The organism is Cellulomonas fulva (genome assembly GCF_018531375.1).
Taxonomy (GTDB): Bacteria; Actinomycetota; Actinomycetes; order Actinomycetales; family Cellulomonadaceae; genus Cellulomonas; species Cellulomonas fulva.
In genome coordinates this window covers 1,748,434-1,764,430 of record NZ_JAHBOH010000001.1, presented here as the reverse complement: position 1 = coordinate 1,764,430, position 15,997 = coordinate 1,748,434, and the positions used below count along the sequence as shown (strand labels likewise).

At 71.3% G+C, this 15,997-nt stretch carries 12 protein-coding genes; 1 reads left to right on the top strand and 11 read right to left on the bottom strand.

The genetic code is table 11. The features are described from left to right. Positions 1 to 129: 129 nt before the first annotated feature. From KIN34_RS07835 to KIN34_RS07785, 11 genes are all read right to left on the bottom strand, one after another. On the bottom strand, positions 130 to 1,206 hold the full coding sequence (locus tag KIN34_RS07835) for an ABC transporter permease subunit (protein WP_214348908.1): 1,077 nt from the start codon (positions 1,204 to 1,206) through the stop codon (positions 130 to 132). Further along, entirely contained in the window at positions 1,203 to 2,282 is a 1,080-nt protein-coding gene (locus KIN34_RS07830) for an ABC transporter permease (RefSeq protein ID WP_214348906.1), read from the bottom strand. Before KIN34_RS07830 ends, KIN34_RS07835 begins: the two co-directional genes overlap by 4 nt. Beyond that, a complete protein-coding gene (locus KIN34_RS07825; protein ID WP_214348904.1) occupies positions 2,279 to 3,820 on the bottom strand; it encodes a sugar ABC transporter ATP-binding protein in 1,542 nt (513 codons plus the stop codon). Before KIN34_RS07825 ends, KIN34_RS07830 begins: the two co-directional genes overlap by 4 nt. A 142-nt stretch (positions 3,821 to 3,962) precedes the next feature. After that, positions 3,963 to 4,952, bottom strand: a complete 990-nt coding sequence (locus tag KIN34_RS07820) for an ABC transporter substrate-binding protein (protein ID WP_214348901.1) — start codon at positions 4,950 to 4,952, stop codon at positions 3,963 to 3,965. 378 nt (positions 4,953 to 5,330) lie between these two features. Next, positions 5,331 to 6,839 (bottom strand): L-arabinose isomerase, encoded by a 1,509-nt coding sequence (gene araA / locus KIN34_RS07815; protein WP_214348898.1) that lies wholly within the window; start codon positions 6,837 to 6,839, stop codon positions 5,331 to 5,333. Then, positions 6,836 to 7,588, bottom strand: coding sequence for an L-ribulose-5-phosphate 4-epimerase (locus tag KIN34_RS07810; protein WP_214348894.1), 753 nt, complete (start codon positions 7,586 to 7,588; stop codon positions 6,836 to 6,838). The genes araA and KIN34_RS07810 overlap by 4 nt, the downstream gene beginning before the upstream one ends. 136 nt (positions 7,589 to 7,724) lie before the next feature. Next, a complete protein-coding gene (locus KIN34_RS07805) occupies positions 7,725 to 9,386 on the bottom strand; it encodes a xylulokinase (RefSeq protein ID WP_214348892.1) in 1,662 nt (553 codons plus the stop codon). Positions 9,387 to 9,610: 224 nt separating this feature from the next. Continuing rightward, on the bottom strand, positions 9,611 to 11,548 hold the full coding sequence (locus KIN34_RS07800) for a glycoside hydrolase family 127 protein (RefSeq protein ID WP_214348890.1): 1,938 nt from the start codon (positions 11,546 to 11,548) through the stop codon (positions 9,611 to 9,613). Next, positions 11,545 to 12,369 carry a carbohydrate ABC transporter permease gene (locus KIN34_RS07795; RefSeq protein ID WP_214348888.1) on the bottom strand — a complete coding sequence of 275 codons (825 nt, stop codon included), beginning with the start codon at positions 12,367 to 12,369 and terminating at the stop codon, positions 11,545 to 11,547. The genes KIN34_RS07800 and KIN34_RS07795 overlap by 4 nt, the downstream gene beginning before the upstream one ends. Continuing rightward, positions 12,366 to 13,331 carry a carbohydrate ABC transporter permease gene (locus tag KIN34_RS07790; RefSeq protein ID WP_237689068.1) on the bottom strand — a complete coding sequence of 322 codons (966 nt, stop codon included), beginning with the start codon at positions 13,329 to 13,331 and terminating at the stop codon, positions 12,366 to 12,368. Before KIN34_RS07790 ends, KIN34_RS07795 begins: the two co-directional genes overlap by 4 nt. A gap of 86 nt (positions 13,332 to 13,417) precedes the next feature. Continuing rightward, complete coding sequence (locus KIN34_RS07785) at positions 13,418 to 14,737, bottom strand: ABC transporter substrate-binding protein (protein ID WP_214348886.1); 1,320 nt, start codon at positions 14,735 to 14,737, stop codon at positions 13,418 to 13,420. 193 nt (positions 14,738 to 14,930) lie between these two features. Here KIN34_RS07785 and KIN34_RS07780 point away from each other — a divergent pair, with 193 nt between their 5' ends. Next, the gene (locus KIN34_RS07780; RefSeq protein ID WP_214348884.1) at positions 14,931 to 15,995 is read left to right on the top strand and encodes a LacI family DNA-binding transcriptional regulator; all 1,065 of its coding nucleotides are present in this window, start codon (positions 14,931 to 14,933) and stop codon (positions 15,993 to 15,995) included. Positions 15,996 to 15,997: the final 2 nt, after the last annotated feature.

Here is a 15,997-nt window from a genome sequence, read left to right as displayed (position 1 = left end):
CTGCAGGTCGGCCCTCCCGTCCGCCGGGTCGCCCGGTGGCAGCCGGGTCCGGACGGACGGGAGGGTTCTTCCTTCTTCAGTTGTCCCGACGAGCGGGCGTGCGGGCCGTCATCGGCGACGGCCCTGGTCTCATCTGCGCTTCGCGACGAGCACGCGCTGCAGCAGCACGAACCCGAGCAGGATCGCGCCGATGAGGATGCGGTTCCACCAGGGGTCGAGGCCCTCGCGGGTGCAGACGATCAGGATCAGCCCGTAGAGCGTGACGCCCGCGAACGTGCCGAGCACGTAGCCGACGCCGCCGGTCAGCAGCGCGCCGCCGATCACCACGGACGCGATGGCGTCGAGTTCCATGCCGACGCCGGACAGGTTGTAGCCCGACTTCGTGTAGAGCGCGAACAGGATGCCGCCGATGCCGGCGCAGGTCCCGGAGATGACGTAGACCCACATCTTCGTGGCACCTGGACGCAGACCCATCAGCGCGGCCGCCTGCCCACCGTCGCCCGCGCCGAGCCCGTACACCGTGCGCCCGGACCGGGTGTAGTGCAGCAGGTAGACCGCGATCAGCAGGACGACGAACGCGACGATCATGCTGAGGTTGATGTACCAGATGTCCGGTCGCTCACCGAACTTCAGCTTCCACGACGCGAGCGAGGCGAAGCCCTCGTCCTTGATGCCGATCGAGGTGGTGCCGAGCATGTTCGCCAGGCCGCGGGCCAGGAACAGGCCCGCGAGCGACGCGATGAACGGTTGGATCCTGAAGTACTGGACCATCACCCCGATCAGCGACCCGATCGCGGTCCCGACGAGCACGCCGACCACGAGGACCACCGGCAGCGGGAGCCCCGCGAGCAGGAGCTTCGCGACGACGAGGCCGACGAGCGCGACCACGCCACCGACCGACAGGTCGATGCCGCCGGAGATGATGACGAAGGTCATCCCGATGGCCAGCACCAGCAGGTACGAGTTGTCGATGAACAGGTTGGAGAACAGCCGCGCGCTGATGAAGCTGCGGTCGTCCGTGCTGTACCGCAGCTGACCGACGACCAGCAGGATCGCCAGCGTCGCGAGCGTGCCGAACGTCGGCAGGTACCGGCGGTCGGACAGCCGGCCCCAGGCGGCCCGGCCGGCCTGCTTCCAGCGCGGGTCGTCCGCGTCGTGCGGCGTGTGGTCCGTCGGGGCGTGCCCCGACACGGTCTGCGCGGTCATGCCGCCACCTCCGCGGTCTTCTTCGGCGCCGGGGTGGACGAGTCGAGCCGGGGGCGACGGCGCAGGCCGATCGAGTCCCGCAGCCGCTCCGAGCCCGCGATGCAGATCGCGATCACGACGATCGCCTTGAACAGGTCCTTCGACTCCGACGGGAGGTGGAAGATGATGACCGCGCGGTCGAGCGTGGTCAGGATGAGCGCACCGACGATCGTGCCCGCGAGGCTGAACTTGCCGCCGTCGAGCTTGGTGCCGCCGATGACGACCGCCATGATCGCGTTGAGCTCCATGAGCTGGCCGATGTTGTTGGCGTCGGCCGCCATCGTCGGGGCCCCGTAGACCAGGCCCGCGAGGCCGGCCAGGGTGCCGCAGAGGATGTAGACGAGCCACGTGATGTTCCGCGACCGGACGCCCGCCATGTGGCTCGCCGTGCGGTTGATGCCCACGGACTCGAGCAGCATGCCGAGCGCGGTCTTGCGGACCAGGAGCGCGACGATCGCGAACACCACGGCGCCGATCACCACGGGCGTCGGAATCCCCAGGACGAACCCGGAGCCGATCGACTTGAACGGCGCCGAGTGCGTCGTCGTGATCTGGCCGCCCGTGAAGGCGAGCGCGATGCCGCGGCCGGCGACCAGGATGATCATGGTCGCGATGAACGGTTGGATCCCGAGCCCCGCGATGAGGAACCCGTTGAAGGCCCCGACCACCGCCGCGACGCCGAGCGCGATCGCGACCGCCGTCAGTGCGACCGTCGCGCTCTCGCCGTTGCCGGAGTTGTCGATGTAGGTCAGCGCGACCGCCAGCGAGATCGCCATGACCGCGCCGACCGACAGGTCGATGCCGCCGGTGGCGATGACGAGGCACATGCCGAGCGCCAGCAGCAGGAACGTCACGCTGTTGCGCGTGATGTCGACGAGCTGGCCGAACAGGTGGCCGTCGACGACCTTCACGTCGAGGAAGCCGGGGCTCACGACCCCGCAGGCGATCCACAGCGCGACGAGCGCGACCACGGGCCAGAACAGGTGGTGGTGGACGACCCGCGACACGAAGGACGGGGTCTGGACGGTGCCGGTCATGCTGCATCACCTTCGCTGGCCGCGATGGTCTCCAGGACCGTCGAGGACGTCACGTTCGGGCCGTTGGTCAGCTCGCCGACCTTCTCGCGGTCGCGCAGGACGACGAGGCGGTGCGACAGGCGCAGCACCTCCTCCAGCTCGGAGGAGATGAACACGACGCCCATGCCCTGCGACGCGAGCTCGACGACGAGGCGCTGGATCTCGGCCTTGGCACCGATGTCGATGCCGCGGGTCGGCTCGTCGAGGATGATCAGCTTGGGAGAGGTCGCGAGCCAGCGCGCGAGCAGGGCCTTCTGCTGGTTGCCGCCGGACAGGTTCCGGATCAGCATGTTCGGGTTCGGCGGCTGGATGTTCAGCGCCGTCATGTAGTGGTCGACGACCTCGTCGAGCTCCTTGGCCGGGATCCGGCGCCAGATGCCGCGGTTCGCCTGGATCGCCAGCGCGATGTTCTCGCGGACCGTCAGGTCGGCGATGATGCCTTCCTTCTTGCGGTCCTCGGTCGAGTACGCGAGTCCGTTGCGCAGGGAGGACAGCGGCGCGGCCGACCTGACCTCCTCGCCGAACAGCGTGAGCTCGCCCTCGTCGGCCTTGTCGGCGCCGTACAGGAGGCGCGCGAGCTCGGTGCGGCCGGAGCCGAGCAGGCCGGCGAAGCCGACGATCTCGCCCCGGTACACCTCGAGGTCGACGGGCTCGATGGAGCCGTGCCGGCCGAGCTTGACGGCGGTGAGCAGCGGCTCGCCGCGCTCCTCCTCCTGCGCGACGCGCTGCGCGCCGGCCTCGATCGCGGCGAGCTCGTCGCTCGCCCGGCCGAGCATCTTCGAGATCAGCTCGAGGCGCGGCAGCTCCGCGGTCAGGTACTCGCCGACGAACCGCCCGTTGCGCAGGATCGTCATGCGGTCGCTGATCTCGTAGATCTGCTCCAGGAAGTGCGAGACGAACAGGATCGCGACCCCGCTGTCCCGCAGCTGGCGGACCACCGCGAACAGCTCGGCGACCTCCGCCTTGTCGAGGCTCGAGGTGGGCTCGTCGAGGATGAGGACCTTCGCCTCGACGACCATGGCGCGTGCGATCGAGCACAGCTGCTGGACGGCGATCGAGTGCGAGGCCAGCTCGGAGGCCGGGTCGATGTCGAGGTTGAGGCGCGCCAGAAACTCCTTGGCCTTGCGCCGGGTCGCCGGCCAGTTGATGAACGGGCCGAACCGCACCTCGTGGCCGAGCATCACGTTCTCGGCGACGGAGAGGTTCGCGCAGAGGTTGACCTCTTGGTACACGGTGCTGATGCCCGCGTCCTGGGCCTGCGCGGTGGAGTGGAACCGGTGGGGCTCACCGGCGACGCGGATCTCGCCCGCGTCGATCTGGTAGACGCCCGTGAGCGCCTTGATCATGGTCGACTTGCCGGCGCCGTTCTCGCCCATGAGGGCGTGCACCTCGCCGGGCCGCAGCGTGAGATCGACGCCGTCGAGGGCCCGCACTCCGGGGAACTCGATGGTGATCCCACGCATCTGCACGACGGGGGCGGAGTCGGATGTGAGGGACATCGTGGGTCATCCGTCCTGGGGGAGGAACTGCTTCGTCGCAGCGACAGCCGTGCGGCGGGCGGTCTACCCGCCGCACGGCTGTCAGGGTGTCACTGTCACGTCGCCGGCGTCAGCCGGTCACGTGGTGCGCGTGCCGAGCGGCTCAGTACTTGCGGCCGTCGATCGTCTCCTGCGTGATGGTCTGGTCGAACGCCTGGTCCACGACGATGGTCTCCTTCGGGACGTCCTCGCCCGCGTCGACCTTCTTGATGGCGTCGAGGATCTGGTCGCCGAAGACCGGGTTGCACTCGACGACGTAGTTGAACTTGCCGTCCTTGAGCGCCTGCAGGCCGTCGCGCACGCCGTCGACCGTGACGATCTGGATGTCCTTGCCGGGAACCTTGCCCGCGGCCTCGATGGCCTCGATGGCGCCCAGGCCCATGTCGTCGTTGTGCGCGAAGACGAGCGTCATGTCGGGGTACGCCTGCAGCGCGGCCTCCATGGCGGCCTTGCCCTCGGCGCGCGTGAAGTTGCCGGACGCCTTGCCGACGATGTTCTCCGCGCCGACGACGGCGTCGAAGCCCTCCTCGCGGTCCACCTGCGCACCGGAGCCGAGCGTGCCCTGGAGCTCGAAGATCTTGGCGTCGGGCGCGTTCTCCTTGACCCACTCGCCGGCGGTGGTGCCCTCCTGCTTGAAGTCGGCACCGATCCACGTGACGTAGGGGTCCTCGACCGTGGTGTCGACCGTGCGGTCCACGAGCACGACGGGGATCTCGGCGTCCTTGATCTCCTGGAGGACCTCGTCCCAGCCGGTCTCGACGACCGGGGAGAACGCGATGACGTCGACGCCCTGGTCGATGAAGTCGCGCAGCGCCTTGATCTGGTTCTCCTGCTTCTGCTGCGCGTCCACGAACGTCAGGTCGATGCCGTTCTCGGCGGTGAGGCTCGCCTTGACCGACTCCGTGTTCGCCGTGCGCCAGCCCGACTCGGCACCGAGCTGCGAGAAACCGACCTTGATGTTCTCGGAGCCGCTGTCGCCGCCGTCGGTGCTGTTGTCGTCACCGTCGCCGCCGCTGCTGCACGCCGCGAGACCGAGCGCCAGGACAGCCACGGAAGCGGCCAGGCCGCGCGTACGCATCTTCTTGCTGAACATGCCTTCTCCTCCTCGAGAGACCAGTCGTGCAGGGGCACGTCTGTGTGCCGTCATCGGCCGGCCACAACCGCGTGGCCGCGCCCGATGTGAGCGTTCACTTGACGATGTTAGCGCTCACACACCCCTGGGCCTAGCCCGTTCCCGTTCTGTTACGGACTTGTGACCCAATCCCCCTCACGGGTGACGACGAGCGCACGGCCCATCCAGCCGCCCGCGCTGCCCCGGCGCCCTCAGCCCACGACGGCCGCCCGCCCCTCCTCGTCCGGCGCGACGGCCGGAGCGGGGCGCGGTGCCTCATGGCGCGCACGCGTCGCCGCGGGGTGCAGCGAGGCCCCGGTCGCGCGGGTGCGCGGCCGGGGCCTCGGGTGCGGGAGGGAGTCAGAGGCCCTGGGCCAGACGGTGGTACGCCTGGTTCCAGCGCACCTGGTTGCGGAACCCGCGGCGCGTGGTGTCCTCGTCGATCACGAGCAGCTCCGCCGCGGAGAGGTCGGCGAAGATCTCGAACGCGTCGACGCCGACCGCGGTCGACAGCACCGTGTGGTGCGCACCGCCGGCGGTGAGCCAGGCCTCCGTGCTCGTCGCGAAGTCCGGGCGCGGCTTCCACACGGCACGCGCGACGGGCAGGTGCGGCAGGTCGGCCCGCGGCGGGACGACGTCCACGACGTTCGCGGTGAGCCGGAACCGCTCGCGCATGTCCGCCAGGGACACGACGACGCCCTCGCCCGGGTCGGCGTCGAAGACCATGCGCACCGGGTCCTCCTTGCCGCCGATGCCCAGGGGGTGGATCTCGACGCGCGGGGTCGAGGTGGTCAGCGACGGGCAGATCTCGAGCATGTGCGCCCCGAGGATGAGCTCGTCGCCCGGCGTCAGGTCGTAGGTGTAGTCCTCCATGAGCGACGCGCCACCGGGCAGGCCCTCGCCCATGACCTTGGCGGCGCGGACGAGCACGGCGGTCTTCCAGTCGCCCTCGGCGCCGAAGCCGTAGCCCTTGGACATCAGGCGCTGCACCGCGATGCCCGGCAGCTGGCGCAGCTCGCCCAGGTCCTCGAAGTTCGTCGTGAACGCCTTCGCGCCCAGCGACGACAGCAGGCCCTCGAGCGCCAGCTCCTGCCGCGCGGCGTAGCGCAGCGACTCGTGCCGCTCGCCGCCCGCGCGCAGCTCCGCGACGACGTCGTACAGCGACTCGTACTCCTTGACCAGCACGTCGACGTCGGAGTCCGCGACGTCGGCCACCGCGGCGACCAGGTCGTTCACGCCCCAGGTGTTGACCGAGACGCCGAACCGGACCTCGGCCTCGGTCTTGTCGCCCTCGGTGACCGCGACGTTGCGCATGTTGTCGCCGAACCGCGCGAGGCGCAGCTGCTGCGTCGCGGCGCGGCCGGCGGCGGCGCGGACCCAGGTGCCGACGCGGCGGGCGACGGCGGGGTTGCTCACATGCCCCGAGACCGTGGTCCGCGCGATGCCCATGCGCGCCGCGATGTACGCGTACTCGCGGTCGCCGTGCGCGGCCTGGTTGAGGTTCATGAAGTCGAAGTCGATGGTGTCCCACGGCAGCTCGACGTTCGCCTGCGTGTGCAGGTGCAGCAGCGGCTTGTCGAGCACGGACAGCCCGTGGATCCACATCTTGGCCGGGCTGAACGTGTGCATCCAGGTGATGACGCCCAGCACACGGTCGTCCGAGTTGGCGTCCAGCATCGCGCGACGGATGGAGTCCGAGTCCTTGAGGACGGGCTTCCACACGACCGTCGCGGGGACGTCGCCGCTCGCGTCGAGCGCGCGTGCGACCTCCTGCGACTGCTCGGCCACCTGACGGAGGGTCTCCTCGCCGTACAGGTCCTGGCTCCCGGTGAAGAACCAGACCTCACGGTCGGCGTACGGCTTGCTCACGCGTGCTCCTCCTTGGTGACCGGGGCGGCGGCGCCCTGGCCGTAGACGTTCTGGTACCTCGCGTAGAGCGAGTCGACGTGGTGCTGCTCGATGGGCAGCGGCTCGCCGAGCTGGCGAGAGATGTGGACGGTCCGCGCGACCTCCTCGACCATGACGGCCGCCTTGACCGCGGCCTTCGCGTCCTTGCCGATCGTGAACGGGCCGTGGTTGCGCATGAGGACCGCCGGGCTGCGCGAGTCGCGCAGGGTCTCGACGATGCCCCGGCCGATCGAGTCGTCGCCGATCAGCGCGAACGGGCCGATCGGGATGTCCCCGCCGAACTCGTCGGCCATCATCGTCAGCACGCACGGGACGGGCTCGGCCCGCGCCGCCCACGCCGTCGCGTACGTCGAGTGGGTGTGCACCACTCCCCCGACCTCGGGCATGTTCGTGTAGACGTACGCGTGCGCGGCGGTGTCCGACGAGGGGGCGCGGTCGCCGTCGACGAGCCGACCCTCCAGGTCGCACACGACCATCGCCTCGGCCGTCAGCTCGTCGTAGGTGACGCCCGACGGCTTGATGACGAGCAGGTCGTCCGGACCGGGACCGGCGGCCGGGTCGACGAGCACGCGCTGGGAGACGTTGCCGGCGGTCCACACGACGAGCCCCCACCGGGGCAGCTCGGCGTGCAGGCGCGCGACGACCTCGCGGGTGCGGGCGACCTCGTCGAGCACGCTGCTCGGGTAGCCGGACAGGGACGGGTGGGTCATCGGTGTCGCTCCTGGACGCTGTGCTGGACGTCGGACTGCTCGTGGAACCGGTCGTGGGGCTGCTCGTGGGGCTGCTCGTGGTGCCGGGCCGGGTCGTCGGACCCGTGCCGGCGGTGCTCGCGGGACATCGCGCGCCTCAGATCGCGCCGGCCGCGGCCTGCTCGACGCGCAGGCCGGCGGTGTAGCGCTCGAGGAAGGCCGCGAAGCCCGCGACGTCGTCGGGGTCCGGTGCGACGACGCTGATCTCGGCGTCGGCGAACACCTGCTGGGACAGGAACGTGCCGAGGTCCTGGTCCGCCGCGTGCGCCAGGTACCCGGCGAGCACGGCGATGCCCCAGGCGCCGCCCTCGCCCGCTGCGCTGCCGACCGCGACCGGCGCGTCGACCGCGGCGGCGAGCAGCCGCTGGGCGACGCCCGCGGTCCGGAACAGGCCGCCGTGCGCGTACATGGCGTCGAGCCCGACGCCCTCCTCCGCGAGCACCCGCATCCCGATGCTCAGCGTGCCGAAGGCGCCGTACACCTGCGTGCGCATGAAGTTCGCGAGCGTGAGCCGGCTGTCGGGGGTGCGGACGAAGAGCGGGCGGCCCTCCGCGAGCCCCGTGATCGGCTCGCCGGACAGGTAGTTGTAGGCCAGCAGCCCGCCACCGTCGGCCTCGCCCGCGAGCGCCTCCCGCAGCAGCGCGCCGAACACCGCGTCCGGCTCCGCGGGCGCGCCGAGCGCGGTCGCGAACTGGCCGAAGAGCTCGGCCCACGCGGCGAGCTCGCTCGCGCCGTTGTTGCAGTGCACCATCGCGACGAGGTCGCCCGAGGGTGTGGTGACGAGGTCCAGCTCGTCGTGGACGCGGTCCAGCGGCTTCTCGAGCACGACCATCGCGAAGATGCTCGTGCCCACGCTCACGTTGGCCGTGCGCGGTGCCACCGAGTTGGTGGCGACCATGCCCGTGCCCGCGTCGCCCTCGGGCGGGCACAGCGGCACGCCCGGCGTCAGGGTGCCGGTCGGATCGAGCAGCGCGGCGCCCTCCGGCGTCAGCCGACCGGCCTCCTGCCCCGCGGGCAGGACCTGCGGCAGCAGGTCCGCGAGGCGCGTCCCCGGGCGGCGCGGCGCGACGAGCTCGTCGAACTGCGCGAGCATCCGCTCGTCGTACCCGCCGGTCTCGACGTCGATCGGGAACACGCCCGACGCGTCGCCGACGCCGAGCACGGTGCGCCCCGTGAGGCGCCAGTGCACGTACCCCGCGAGCGTGGTGAGGAACGCGACGTCGCCGACGTGCGGCTCGTCGTCGAGGATCGCCTGGTGCAGGTGCGCGATCGACCAGCGCAGCGGGATGTTGTGGCCGAACAGCGCGCTGAGCTCGGCGGCCGCCGGACCGGTCGTCGTGTTCCGCCAGGTGCGGAACGGCACCAGCAGCTCGCCCGCCGCGTCGAAGGCCAGGTAGCCGTGCATCATCGCGGAGACGCCGAGCGCCTGGAACGTCGTGGGGACCACGCCGTAGCGCTGCTCCACGTCCGCGACCAGCGCCGCGTAGCTGGCCTGCAGGCCCGCCCAGACCGACTCCAGCGAGTACGTCCACGTGCGGTCGACGAACTGGTTCTCCCAGTCGTGGCTCCCGCTCGCGATCGGAGCGGCGTCGGGTCCGACGAGGCACGCCTTGATCCGGGTGGACCCCAGCTCGATGCCCAACGAGGTGCGGCCCGCCAGGATGTCCTCGCGCACGGAGTCGCTCCCCACGGTGGTCCCGGCCGCCTCGGTGTGCGCGGCCGTGCTCTCGACGCCCATTGGCGTCACGTTCTCGGTCATCGCGCCCCTTCGCACGTACCGTCCCTGCTGCCCGTTCGGGCACCTGGATGAATGTTAGCGCTCACACGCGGTCCCGTACACCACGCTCTCGCCCCGGACCGCCGACGGACGATCCTTCGTCGACCGATGCCCGGTCCCGGTTCCGGCGCGCGCCTGCGATGCCGGCGCGCGCCGGAGGGGTGCCGGACCGACATTATCCGAGACCGGGCCGACATCCATGCTGGTCAGCCCGCCGGGACCCAGATCCGCATCGTGCTCGGGCCGCGGTTCGCCCAGGTGTTGTACGGCACCAGGTCGGCCTCGACGTCCGCGCCGCGGGACGCCAGCGCGCGTTCGTCGGACCCGGGCACGGCGGCGGCACCCGCCGCCGACGCCGCGTACGGCCAGGCGCGCTCGTCGTGCTCGACCCGCCGGAGCCGGACCCGCGCGCCCGGCCCGCGATCCTGCACCGGGGAGCCCGGGACCAGCTCGACGTCGTCGACCTGCAGCCCGTCCGGGAGGTCGCTCGACTCGAGGCACAGCACCACGGGTCCCCGCTCGAAGGCCACGCTGCCGCGCACGGCGTCGACGCGCTCGTCGGGCAGGGTCACGCGGACGGTCACCGGGAGCGCCAGCCGCACGGTGCTGCCCGCGCGGAGACCGGCCACCCGGGCCACGCCGCCGTCGACCGGCACGCCGTCGAGCGTCGCGGCGCCCCGCGCCCACGCGGGGACGCGCAGGCTCAGCTCCCACGGCCCGTCCGGTGCCTCGAGCACGCGCACGACGACGTCGCCGTCCTCGGGGTAGCGCGTCGCCACCTCGAGGCGGACGTCGCCGCCGGCCACGCGCGTCGTGACGGTGCACGGGACCAGCTGGTGGAGCTGCACGCCCTGCTCGTCGGCCGACGCGACGTACCCCGCGAGCGAGGCGAACGTGCGCGCGACGTTCGTCGGGCAGCAGGAGACCTCGAACCACGGGGCGCGCAGCCGGGACAGCGCACGCGGGCTGACCTGGTCGGCGTCCGCCTCCTGCCCCGGGACGCGCTTGTGCAGCGGGTTGGTGTAGAAGAACGAGCGCCCGTCGGCCGCCGGCGAGGTCGCCACCACGTTGTACAGCGTGCGCTCGACCACGTCGCCCCACGCCAGGTCGCCGGTCGCGAGGGACAGGCGCCAGGCGACCATGACCGATGCGACGCCCGCGCAGGTCTCGCAGTAGGAACGGTCCGGCGGCAGCTCGAAGTCGTCGCCGTACGCCTCGTCCTGGTGGTGCGAGCCCATCCCGCCCGTGAGGTACGTGCGCCGCGCGAGCGTGCGGGCGTACTGCCGCCGGGCGACCTCGAGCAGGTCGTCGTCGCCGGTCTCGACCGCGAGGTCGACGACGCCGGCCGTCAGGTACAGCGCGCGCACCGCGTGGCCGCGGAGCACGTCCGCGTCGCGGACCGGGACGTCGTCCTGGTAGTACGCGCGGCCGAACTCGATGTCCGGGAGCGTCCCGGTGCCGCGGCGCTCGACGAACAGGCGCGCCTGGTCCAGGTAGCGGCGCTCGCCGGTCGCGCGGTACAGCTCGACGAGCGCGACCTCGATCTCCGGGTGGCCGCAGACCGACGCGATGCCGTCGGGGCCGAACGCCTCGCACACGTGGTCCGCGGCGCGCAGCGCGACCCGCACCAGCGTGTCCTGCCTGCCGCTGCGGAGCCGGGCCACCGCGGCCTGGATCAGGTGCCCGTAGCAGTACAGCTCGTGCCCCCACGCCAGGTCGCTGTAGCGCGGCTCCTGACCGGGCCGGCCGTACCTCGTCGAGAGGTACCCGTCCGGCTCCTGGACGCGCTCGAACATCTGCGCGAGCTCCTCGACCCGGGCGTCGAGCCGCGGGTCACCCGTGCGCGCCACCTCCCAGGCCATCGCCTCGACGAGCTTGTAGACGTCGGAGTCGGAGAACTCGCGGCCGGTCCGGGTGCGGGCCACCGTGCCCTCGGCGGCGGCGGCGAAGTTGTCGATCCAGCCGACGCGCTGCTCCCAGGCGTCGCAGTGGTCGATCGTCGCGGTGGCGTTGACGCGCTGCCGCTGCGCCCAGAAGCCGTCGGTGATCGTCACCTCGTCGATCCCGAGCGGGCGGAGGCGGCCGGCGCCGGGCAGCGCGGGCGCCACGACGCCGCGGGTGTCGTTGCTCAGCATCGAGATCATCCCTTCAGTGCCCCGGACATGAATCCGTTGACGTAGTGGCGCTGGAGCACCAGGAACAGCAGGACGCACGGCACGGTGAGGATCACCACGCCGGCCTGGGTGGCGCCGTAGTCGATGACGCCCATGACCTGCTGGCGCATGTTCACCATCGCCAGCGGGAGGGGCGCGTTGTCGCCGCCGACCAGGAACAGCGGGACCATGAAGTCGTTCCAGGCCGCCAGGAAGGCGAACAGGCCGACGGTGATGAGGCCGGGCTTCACGGCGTGCAGCAGCACGCGGCGCAGCGCACCGAACGAGCCGCAGCCGTCGACCAGCGCGGCCTCCTCCATCTCCTTGGGCACGGCCTCGAAGGAGATCCGCATCATGAACGTCGCGAACGGGAGCTGGAACACCGCGAGCACCAGGCCGACGCCGACGAGCGTGTTGTTCAGCCCGATCGTCTTGAGCCAGGTCATCAGCGGGATCAGCAGGGTCGCGTACGGGACCATGAGGATCGCGAGCGTCAGCAGGAACAGCGCGTTCTTGCCGGGGAACGTGAACCGGGCGAACGCGTAGCCGCCCAGCGTGGACGCGACGAGCGTGGCGATGACCGCGGTCGCGCTGATCACCAGCGAGTTCCCGAGGTACGTCCACAGCCCGGCCTGGTAGTTCAGGACCGTCTCGTAGTTGCCGAACCCGAAGCCGTTCACCTGCGCCGAGCCCGGCTGCGGGGAGACCGAGCTGATCGCGGTCCAGATGATCGGGTAGAGGAAGATGACCGCCAGTCCGCCGGTCAGCACGTAGAACGGTGTGCGGGTCAGGCCCTGGGTGAACCGGGTCATGCCGCTGCCCCCTTCTTCTTCACGTCGTCGTCGGAGCCGCGCAGCGCGCGCAGCTGGACGACGTTGATGACGACGAGGGCGAGCAGCACGATCACCGAGAGCGCGGCGGCCATGCCGAGGTCGCGCTTGGACTCGAAGGCGAGGCTGTAGACCAGCTGGACGACGGTCATCGTCGACCCGTCCGGCCCGCCCTTGGTCAGGATGTAGAACTGGTCGAACGCCAGCAGCGAGCCCGTGACGCACATGATCGTCGACAGCGCGAGGGACGGGCGCAGCAGCGGGATGGTGATCCCGCGGAAGATCTGCCAGCGCGAGGCGCCGTCGATCCGCGCGGCCTCGTACACCTCGCCGGGGATGGACTGCAGCCCGACGAGCAGCAGCAGCATGTAGAAGCCGGCGAACCGCCAGACGATGAGGATGACGGTCGACCACAGCGCGCCGGACGGCGTGCCGAGCGGCGAGACGACGCCCTCGGTGAGCCCGAGCTTCTCCAGCAGCGGCGCGATCGGGCCGACCTGCGGGGAGTACAGCGCGTAGAACAGCAGCGACGCCGAGGCCAGGCCGAGCGCGGTCGGCAGCAGGAAGGTCGTGCGCAGGAACGCCCGCCAGCGGCTCGCCTCCTGCACCAGGAACGCCAGGCCCAGGCCGAGCGCGATCAGCAGGACGGTCGCGATCACGGTGTACTTCAGCGTGAACCAGATCGCGGGCCAGAACATGCGCTGGTCGACGACGTCCGTGTAGTTGTCGGGGAAGTTGAACCCCTTGTTGCCGGCCAGCAGCGGCCAGTCCGACCCCGACATGAAGAACACGAGGACGACGGGGACGACGAAGAAGACGAGGACGAGCGCCGCGGTGGGGCTCGCGTAGGCCCAGGCGCGCAGGCTGCGCCGGGTCCGGGCCGACCGGCGGGAGGTCACGCGGGGCGTGCCTGCCGCCGTCGGCGGGTTCTGCGTGAGGGTCATGGTGCTGCTCCGAGCAAGGAGGGATTCGGACGCGGCGGGTGGAGCGGGCGGCGGCAGGGCTCACCTCTGCCGCCGCCCGCGGTCCGTCACTGCGAGAGGATCGCCGTGATCGCGTCGTTGTCCGCGTCGACCGTGTCGGTCCGCTCGAACGTCGCGTTGCGCACGAGGGTCACCCACGGGCTGCCCGAGGCGTTGAACGCCTCGGCGAAGTACGGGGCCACCGGGGTGCGCCCGTTCGGGATGGCCTCGGCGGCCACCATCGCCGCCGGGTCGTCCTTGGTGTACTCGTTGTCGAGCAGCGAGTTGCGGGAGACCACGTCACCGGCCTTGGCGACGACGTCCAGCTGCGTGTCGTCGGACAGCATCCAGGCCAGGAAGTTCCACGCCTGGTCGACGTGGTCCGAGTCCTTGGAGATGCCCATCGCGTCGCCGCCGAGGAACGTGGAGTTCCCCCCGTCGACACCGGGGATCGGGCCGACGCCGACGTCGATGCCGGCGTCGATCGCGGCCTGGACCACGGTCTGCGGGTACGGCATCACGCCGATGTTGCCGCCCTGGAAGGGAGCCACCCAGGTCGCGCCGGTCTCCTCCTTCGAGCCGGCGCCCACGGCGCCCGACTCGTTGAGGCCTGCGTACGTCTCGTACACCGCCTTGGCGGCGTCGCTGTTGAGCAGCGACTGCGTGCCGTCCTCGGAGACGACCTCCTCGCCCGACGCCCAGATGGTCGGGAACCAGGTGAAGACCAGGCAGCCACCGCAGTTGCCGCCGTAGTAGGTGCCGGACACGCCGTCCTTCTTGAGGTCGGCGACGGCCTGGGCCTGCTCCTGGAACTCGGCCAACGTCGTGGGTCCGGCCTCCGGGTCGAGGCCCGCCTCCTTGTAGAGCTCCTTGTTCCAGACCATCACGGAGATGTCCTGGACGAAGGGCAGCGTGTGCATCGCGCCGTCGACCGTGCCCGCGTCGATGTGCCCGCCCGAGATGTCGTCCTTGAACGGCAGGCTGTCGATTTGGTCCGTGATGTCCGCGAACAGGCCGTTGTCGACCCAGTAGGGCACCCGGACGACGTCGCCGGCGAGCAGGTCGGGGAGCTCCTCGTTGGCGGCCGCGCCGCCGACCTTGGACTCCATGTCGTCGTTCGGGACGATCTCGAGCTTGACCTGGTTGTCGTGGCTCGCGTTGTACGCCTCGACGAGGCGCGTGGCCTGCGCCTCGAGCGGCGCGCGCGTCCACATGGTCAGCTCGGTGCCGTCGTCGACACCCTCGGCGCTCGAGGCGCCGCCGTTCGACGAGGTGTCGCTCGGGCCCTCGTCGTCACCGCTGCATGCCGTCAGACCGGCGAGCGCGATGCCCGCCACGGCCAGACCCGCCACCAGGCGCGTACGCCCGCGAGGGTGGACCTTCCTCATGTTGCTCTCCTCAGCAATTCGACGTTGAAGCTGCTGTCCGGCCCTCCGCTGCGGCAGCCGGGTCCTGCGAGGTTGCACCACGCGTGGTTCGAAACCAACGAAATGGTTTTCTGGGACAGTAGCGGAGGCCACGCCGTGACGTCAATCACGGGTTTCGGCCCACTTCCGCGCGGGATGTGGCTACGATCGGGCCATGAGCGAGCATGTCGAGGGGGACCGCGCCGCCCGATCGTCGAAAGCCGGGGACGAAGGCTTTCAGGGGCGCAGGACGACGACGCTGTCCGACGTGGCACGCCTCGCCGGCGTGTCGATCGCGACCGCGTCCAAGGCCCTGAACGGCCGCGCCCAGGTGCGCGCGGAGACGCGCGCCAAGGTCCTGGCCGCCGCCGAGCAGCTCTCGTTCTCCCCCAACGGCCTCGCCCGCAGCCTGCTGTCCGGGCGCTCCGGCACGGTCGGTCTGGTCACCCACGACCTCGAGGGCCGGTTCTCCATCCCGACGCTCATGGGCGCCGAGGACGCGTTCGGCTCCGGCAAGGTCTCGATCCTGCTGTGCGACGCGCGGGGCGACTCGATCCGCGAGCAGCACCACATCCAGGCCCTCCTGGGCCGCCGCGTCGACGGGCTGATCATCGTGGGCGCGCGGCCGGACCCGCGGCCGTCGCTGGGCACGCTGCCCGTGCCGGTGGTGTACGCGTACGCGCCGTCCGACGACCCGCAGGACTGCTCGCTCGTCACCGACAACGTCGGTGGCGGCCGGATCGCGGTCGAGCACCTGCTCGCGTGCGGTCGCACCCGCGTCGCGATCATCTCCGGCGACTCGAGCTACGGCGCCGCCAAGGACCGCGTCACCGGCGCGCGCCAGGCGCTCGACGCGGCGGGCCTCGAGCTCGTGGGCGGCCAGGCGCTCTTCGGCGCGTGGACCGAGGAGTGGGGCCGCGGTGCCACCCGCGGGCTCCTCGCCAAGCACCCCGACGTCGACGCCGTCCTGTGCGGGTCCGACCAGATCGCGCGCGGCTGCCTCGACGCGCTGCGCGAGTCCGGCCGCGAGGTGCCCCAGGACGTCGCCGTCATGGGTCACGACAACTGGGAGATCCTGGCCAGCAACGCCCGGCCCCCGCTCACGAGCGTCGACATGAACCTCGAGGAGCTCGGCCGCCGCGCCGCCGCCCGCCTGTTCGAGGCGATGGAGGGCACCCCCGCCCACGGCGTGGAGACCATCCCCACCCGCCTCGCCCTCCGCAGCAGCACCGCCAGCTGACC

Coding starts and splice junctions, on each gene's coding strand:
- KIN34_RS07835 (WP_214348908.1), bottom strand. CDS start 1,206: ATGACCGCGCAGACCGTGTCGGGGCACGCCCCGACGGACCACACGCCG.
- KIN34_RS07830 (WP_214348906.1), bottom strand. CDS start 2,282: ATGACCGGCACCGTCCAGACCCCGTCCTTCGTGTCGCGGGTCGTCCAC.
- KIN34_RS07825 (WP_214348904.1), bottom strand. CDS start 3,820: ATGTCCCTCACATCCGACTCCGCCCCCGTCGTGCAGATGCGTGGGATC.
- KIN34_RS07820 (WP_214348901.1), bottom strand. CDS start 4,952: ATGTTCAGCAAGAAGATGCGTACGCGCGGCCTGGCCGCTTCCGTGGCT.
- KIN34_RS07810 (WP_214348894.1), bottom strand. CDS start 7,588: ATGACCCACCCGTCCCTGTCCGGCTACCCGAGCAGCGTGCTCGACGAG.
- KIN34_RS07805 (WP_214348892.1), bottom strand. CDS start 9,386: ATGACCGAGAACGTGACGCCAATGGGCGTCGAGAGCACGGCCGCGCAC.
- KIN34_RS07800 (WP_214348890.1), bottom strand. CDS start 11,548: ATGATCTCGATGCTGAGCAACGACACCCGCGGCGTCGTGGCGCCCGCG.
- KIN34_RS07795 (WP_214348888.1), bottom strand. CDS start 12,369: ATGACCCGGTTCACCCAGGGCCTGACCCGCACACCGTTCTACGTGCTG.
- KIN34_RS07790 (WP_237689068.1), bottom strand. CDS start 13,331: ATGACCCTCACGCAGAACCCGCCGACGGCGGCAGGCACGCCCCGCGTG.
- KIN34_RS07785 (WP_214348886.1), bottom strand. CDS start 14,737: ATGAGGAAGGTCCACCCTCGCGGGCGTACGCGCCTGGTGGCGGGTCTG.
- KIN34_RS07780 (WP_214348884.1), top strand. CDS start 14,931: ATGAGCGAGCATGTCGAGGGGGACCGCGCCGCCCGATCGTCGAAAGCC.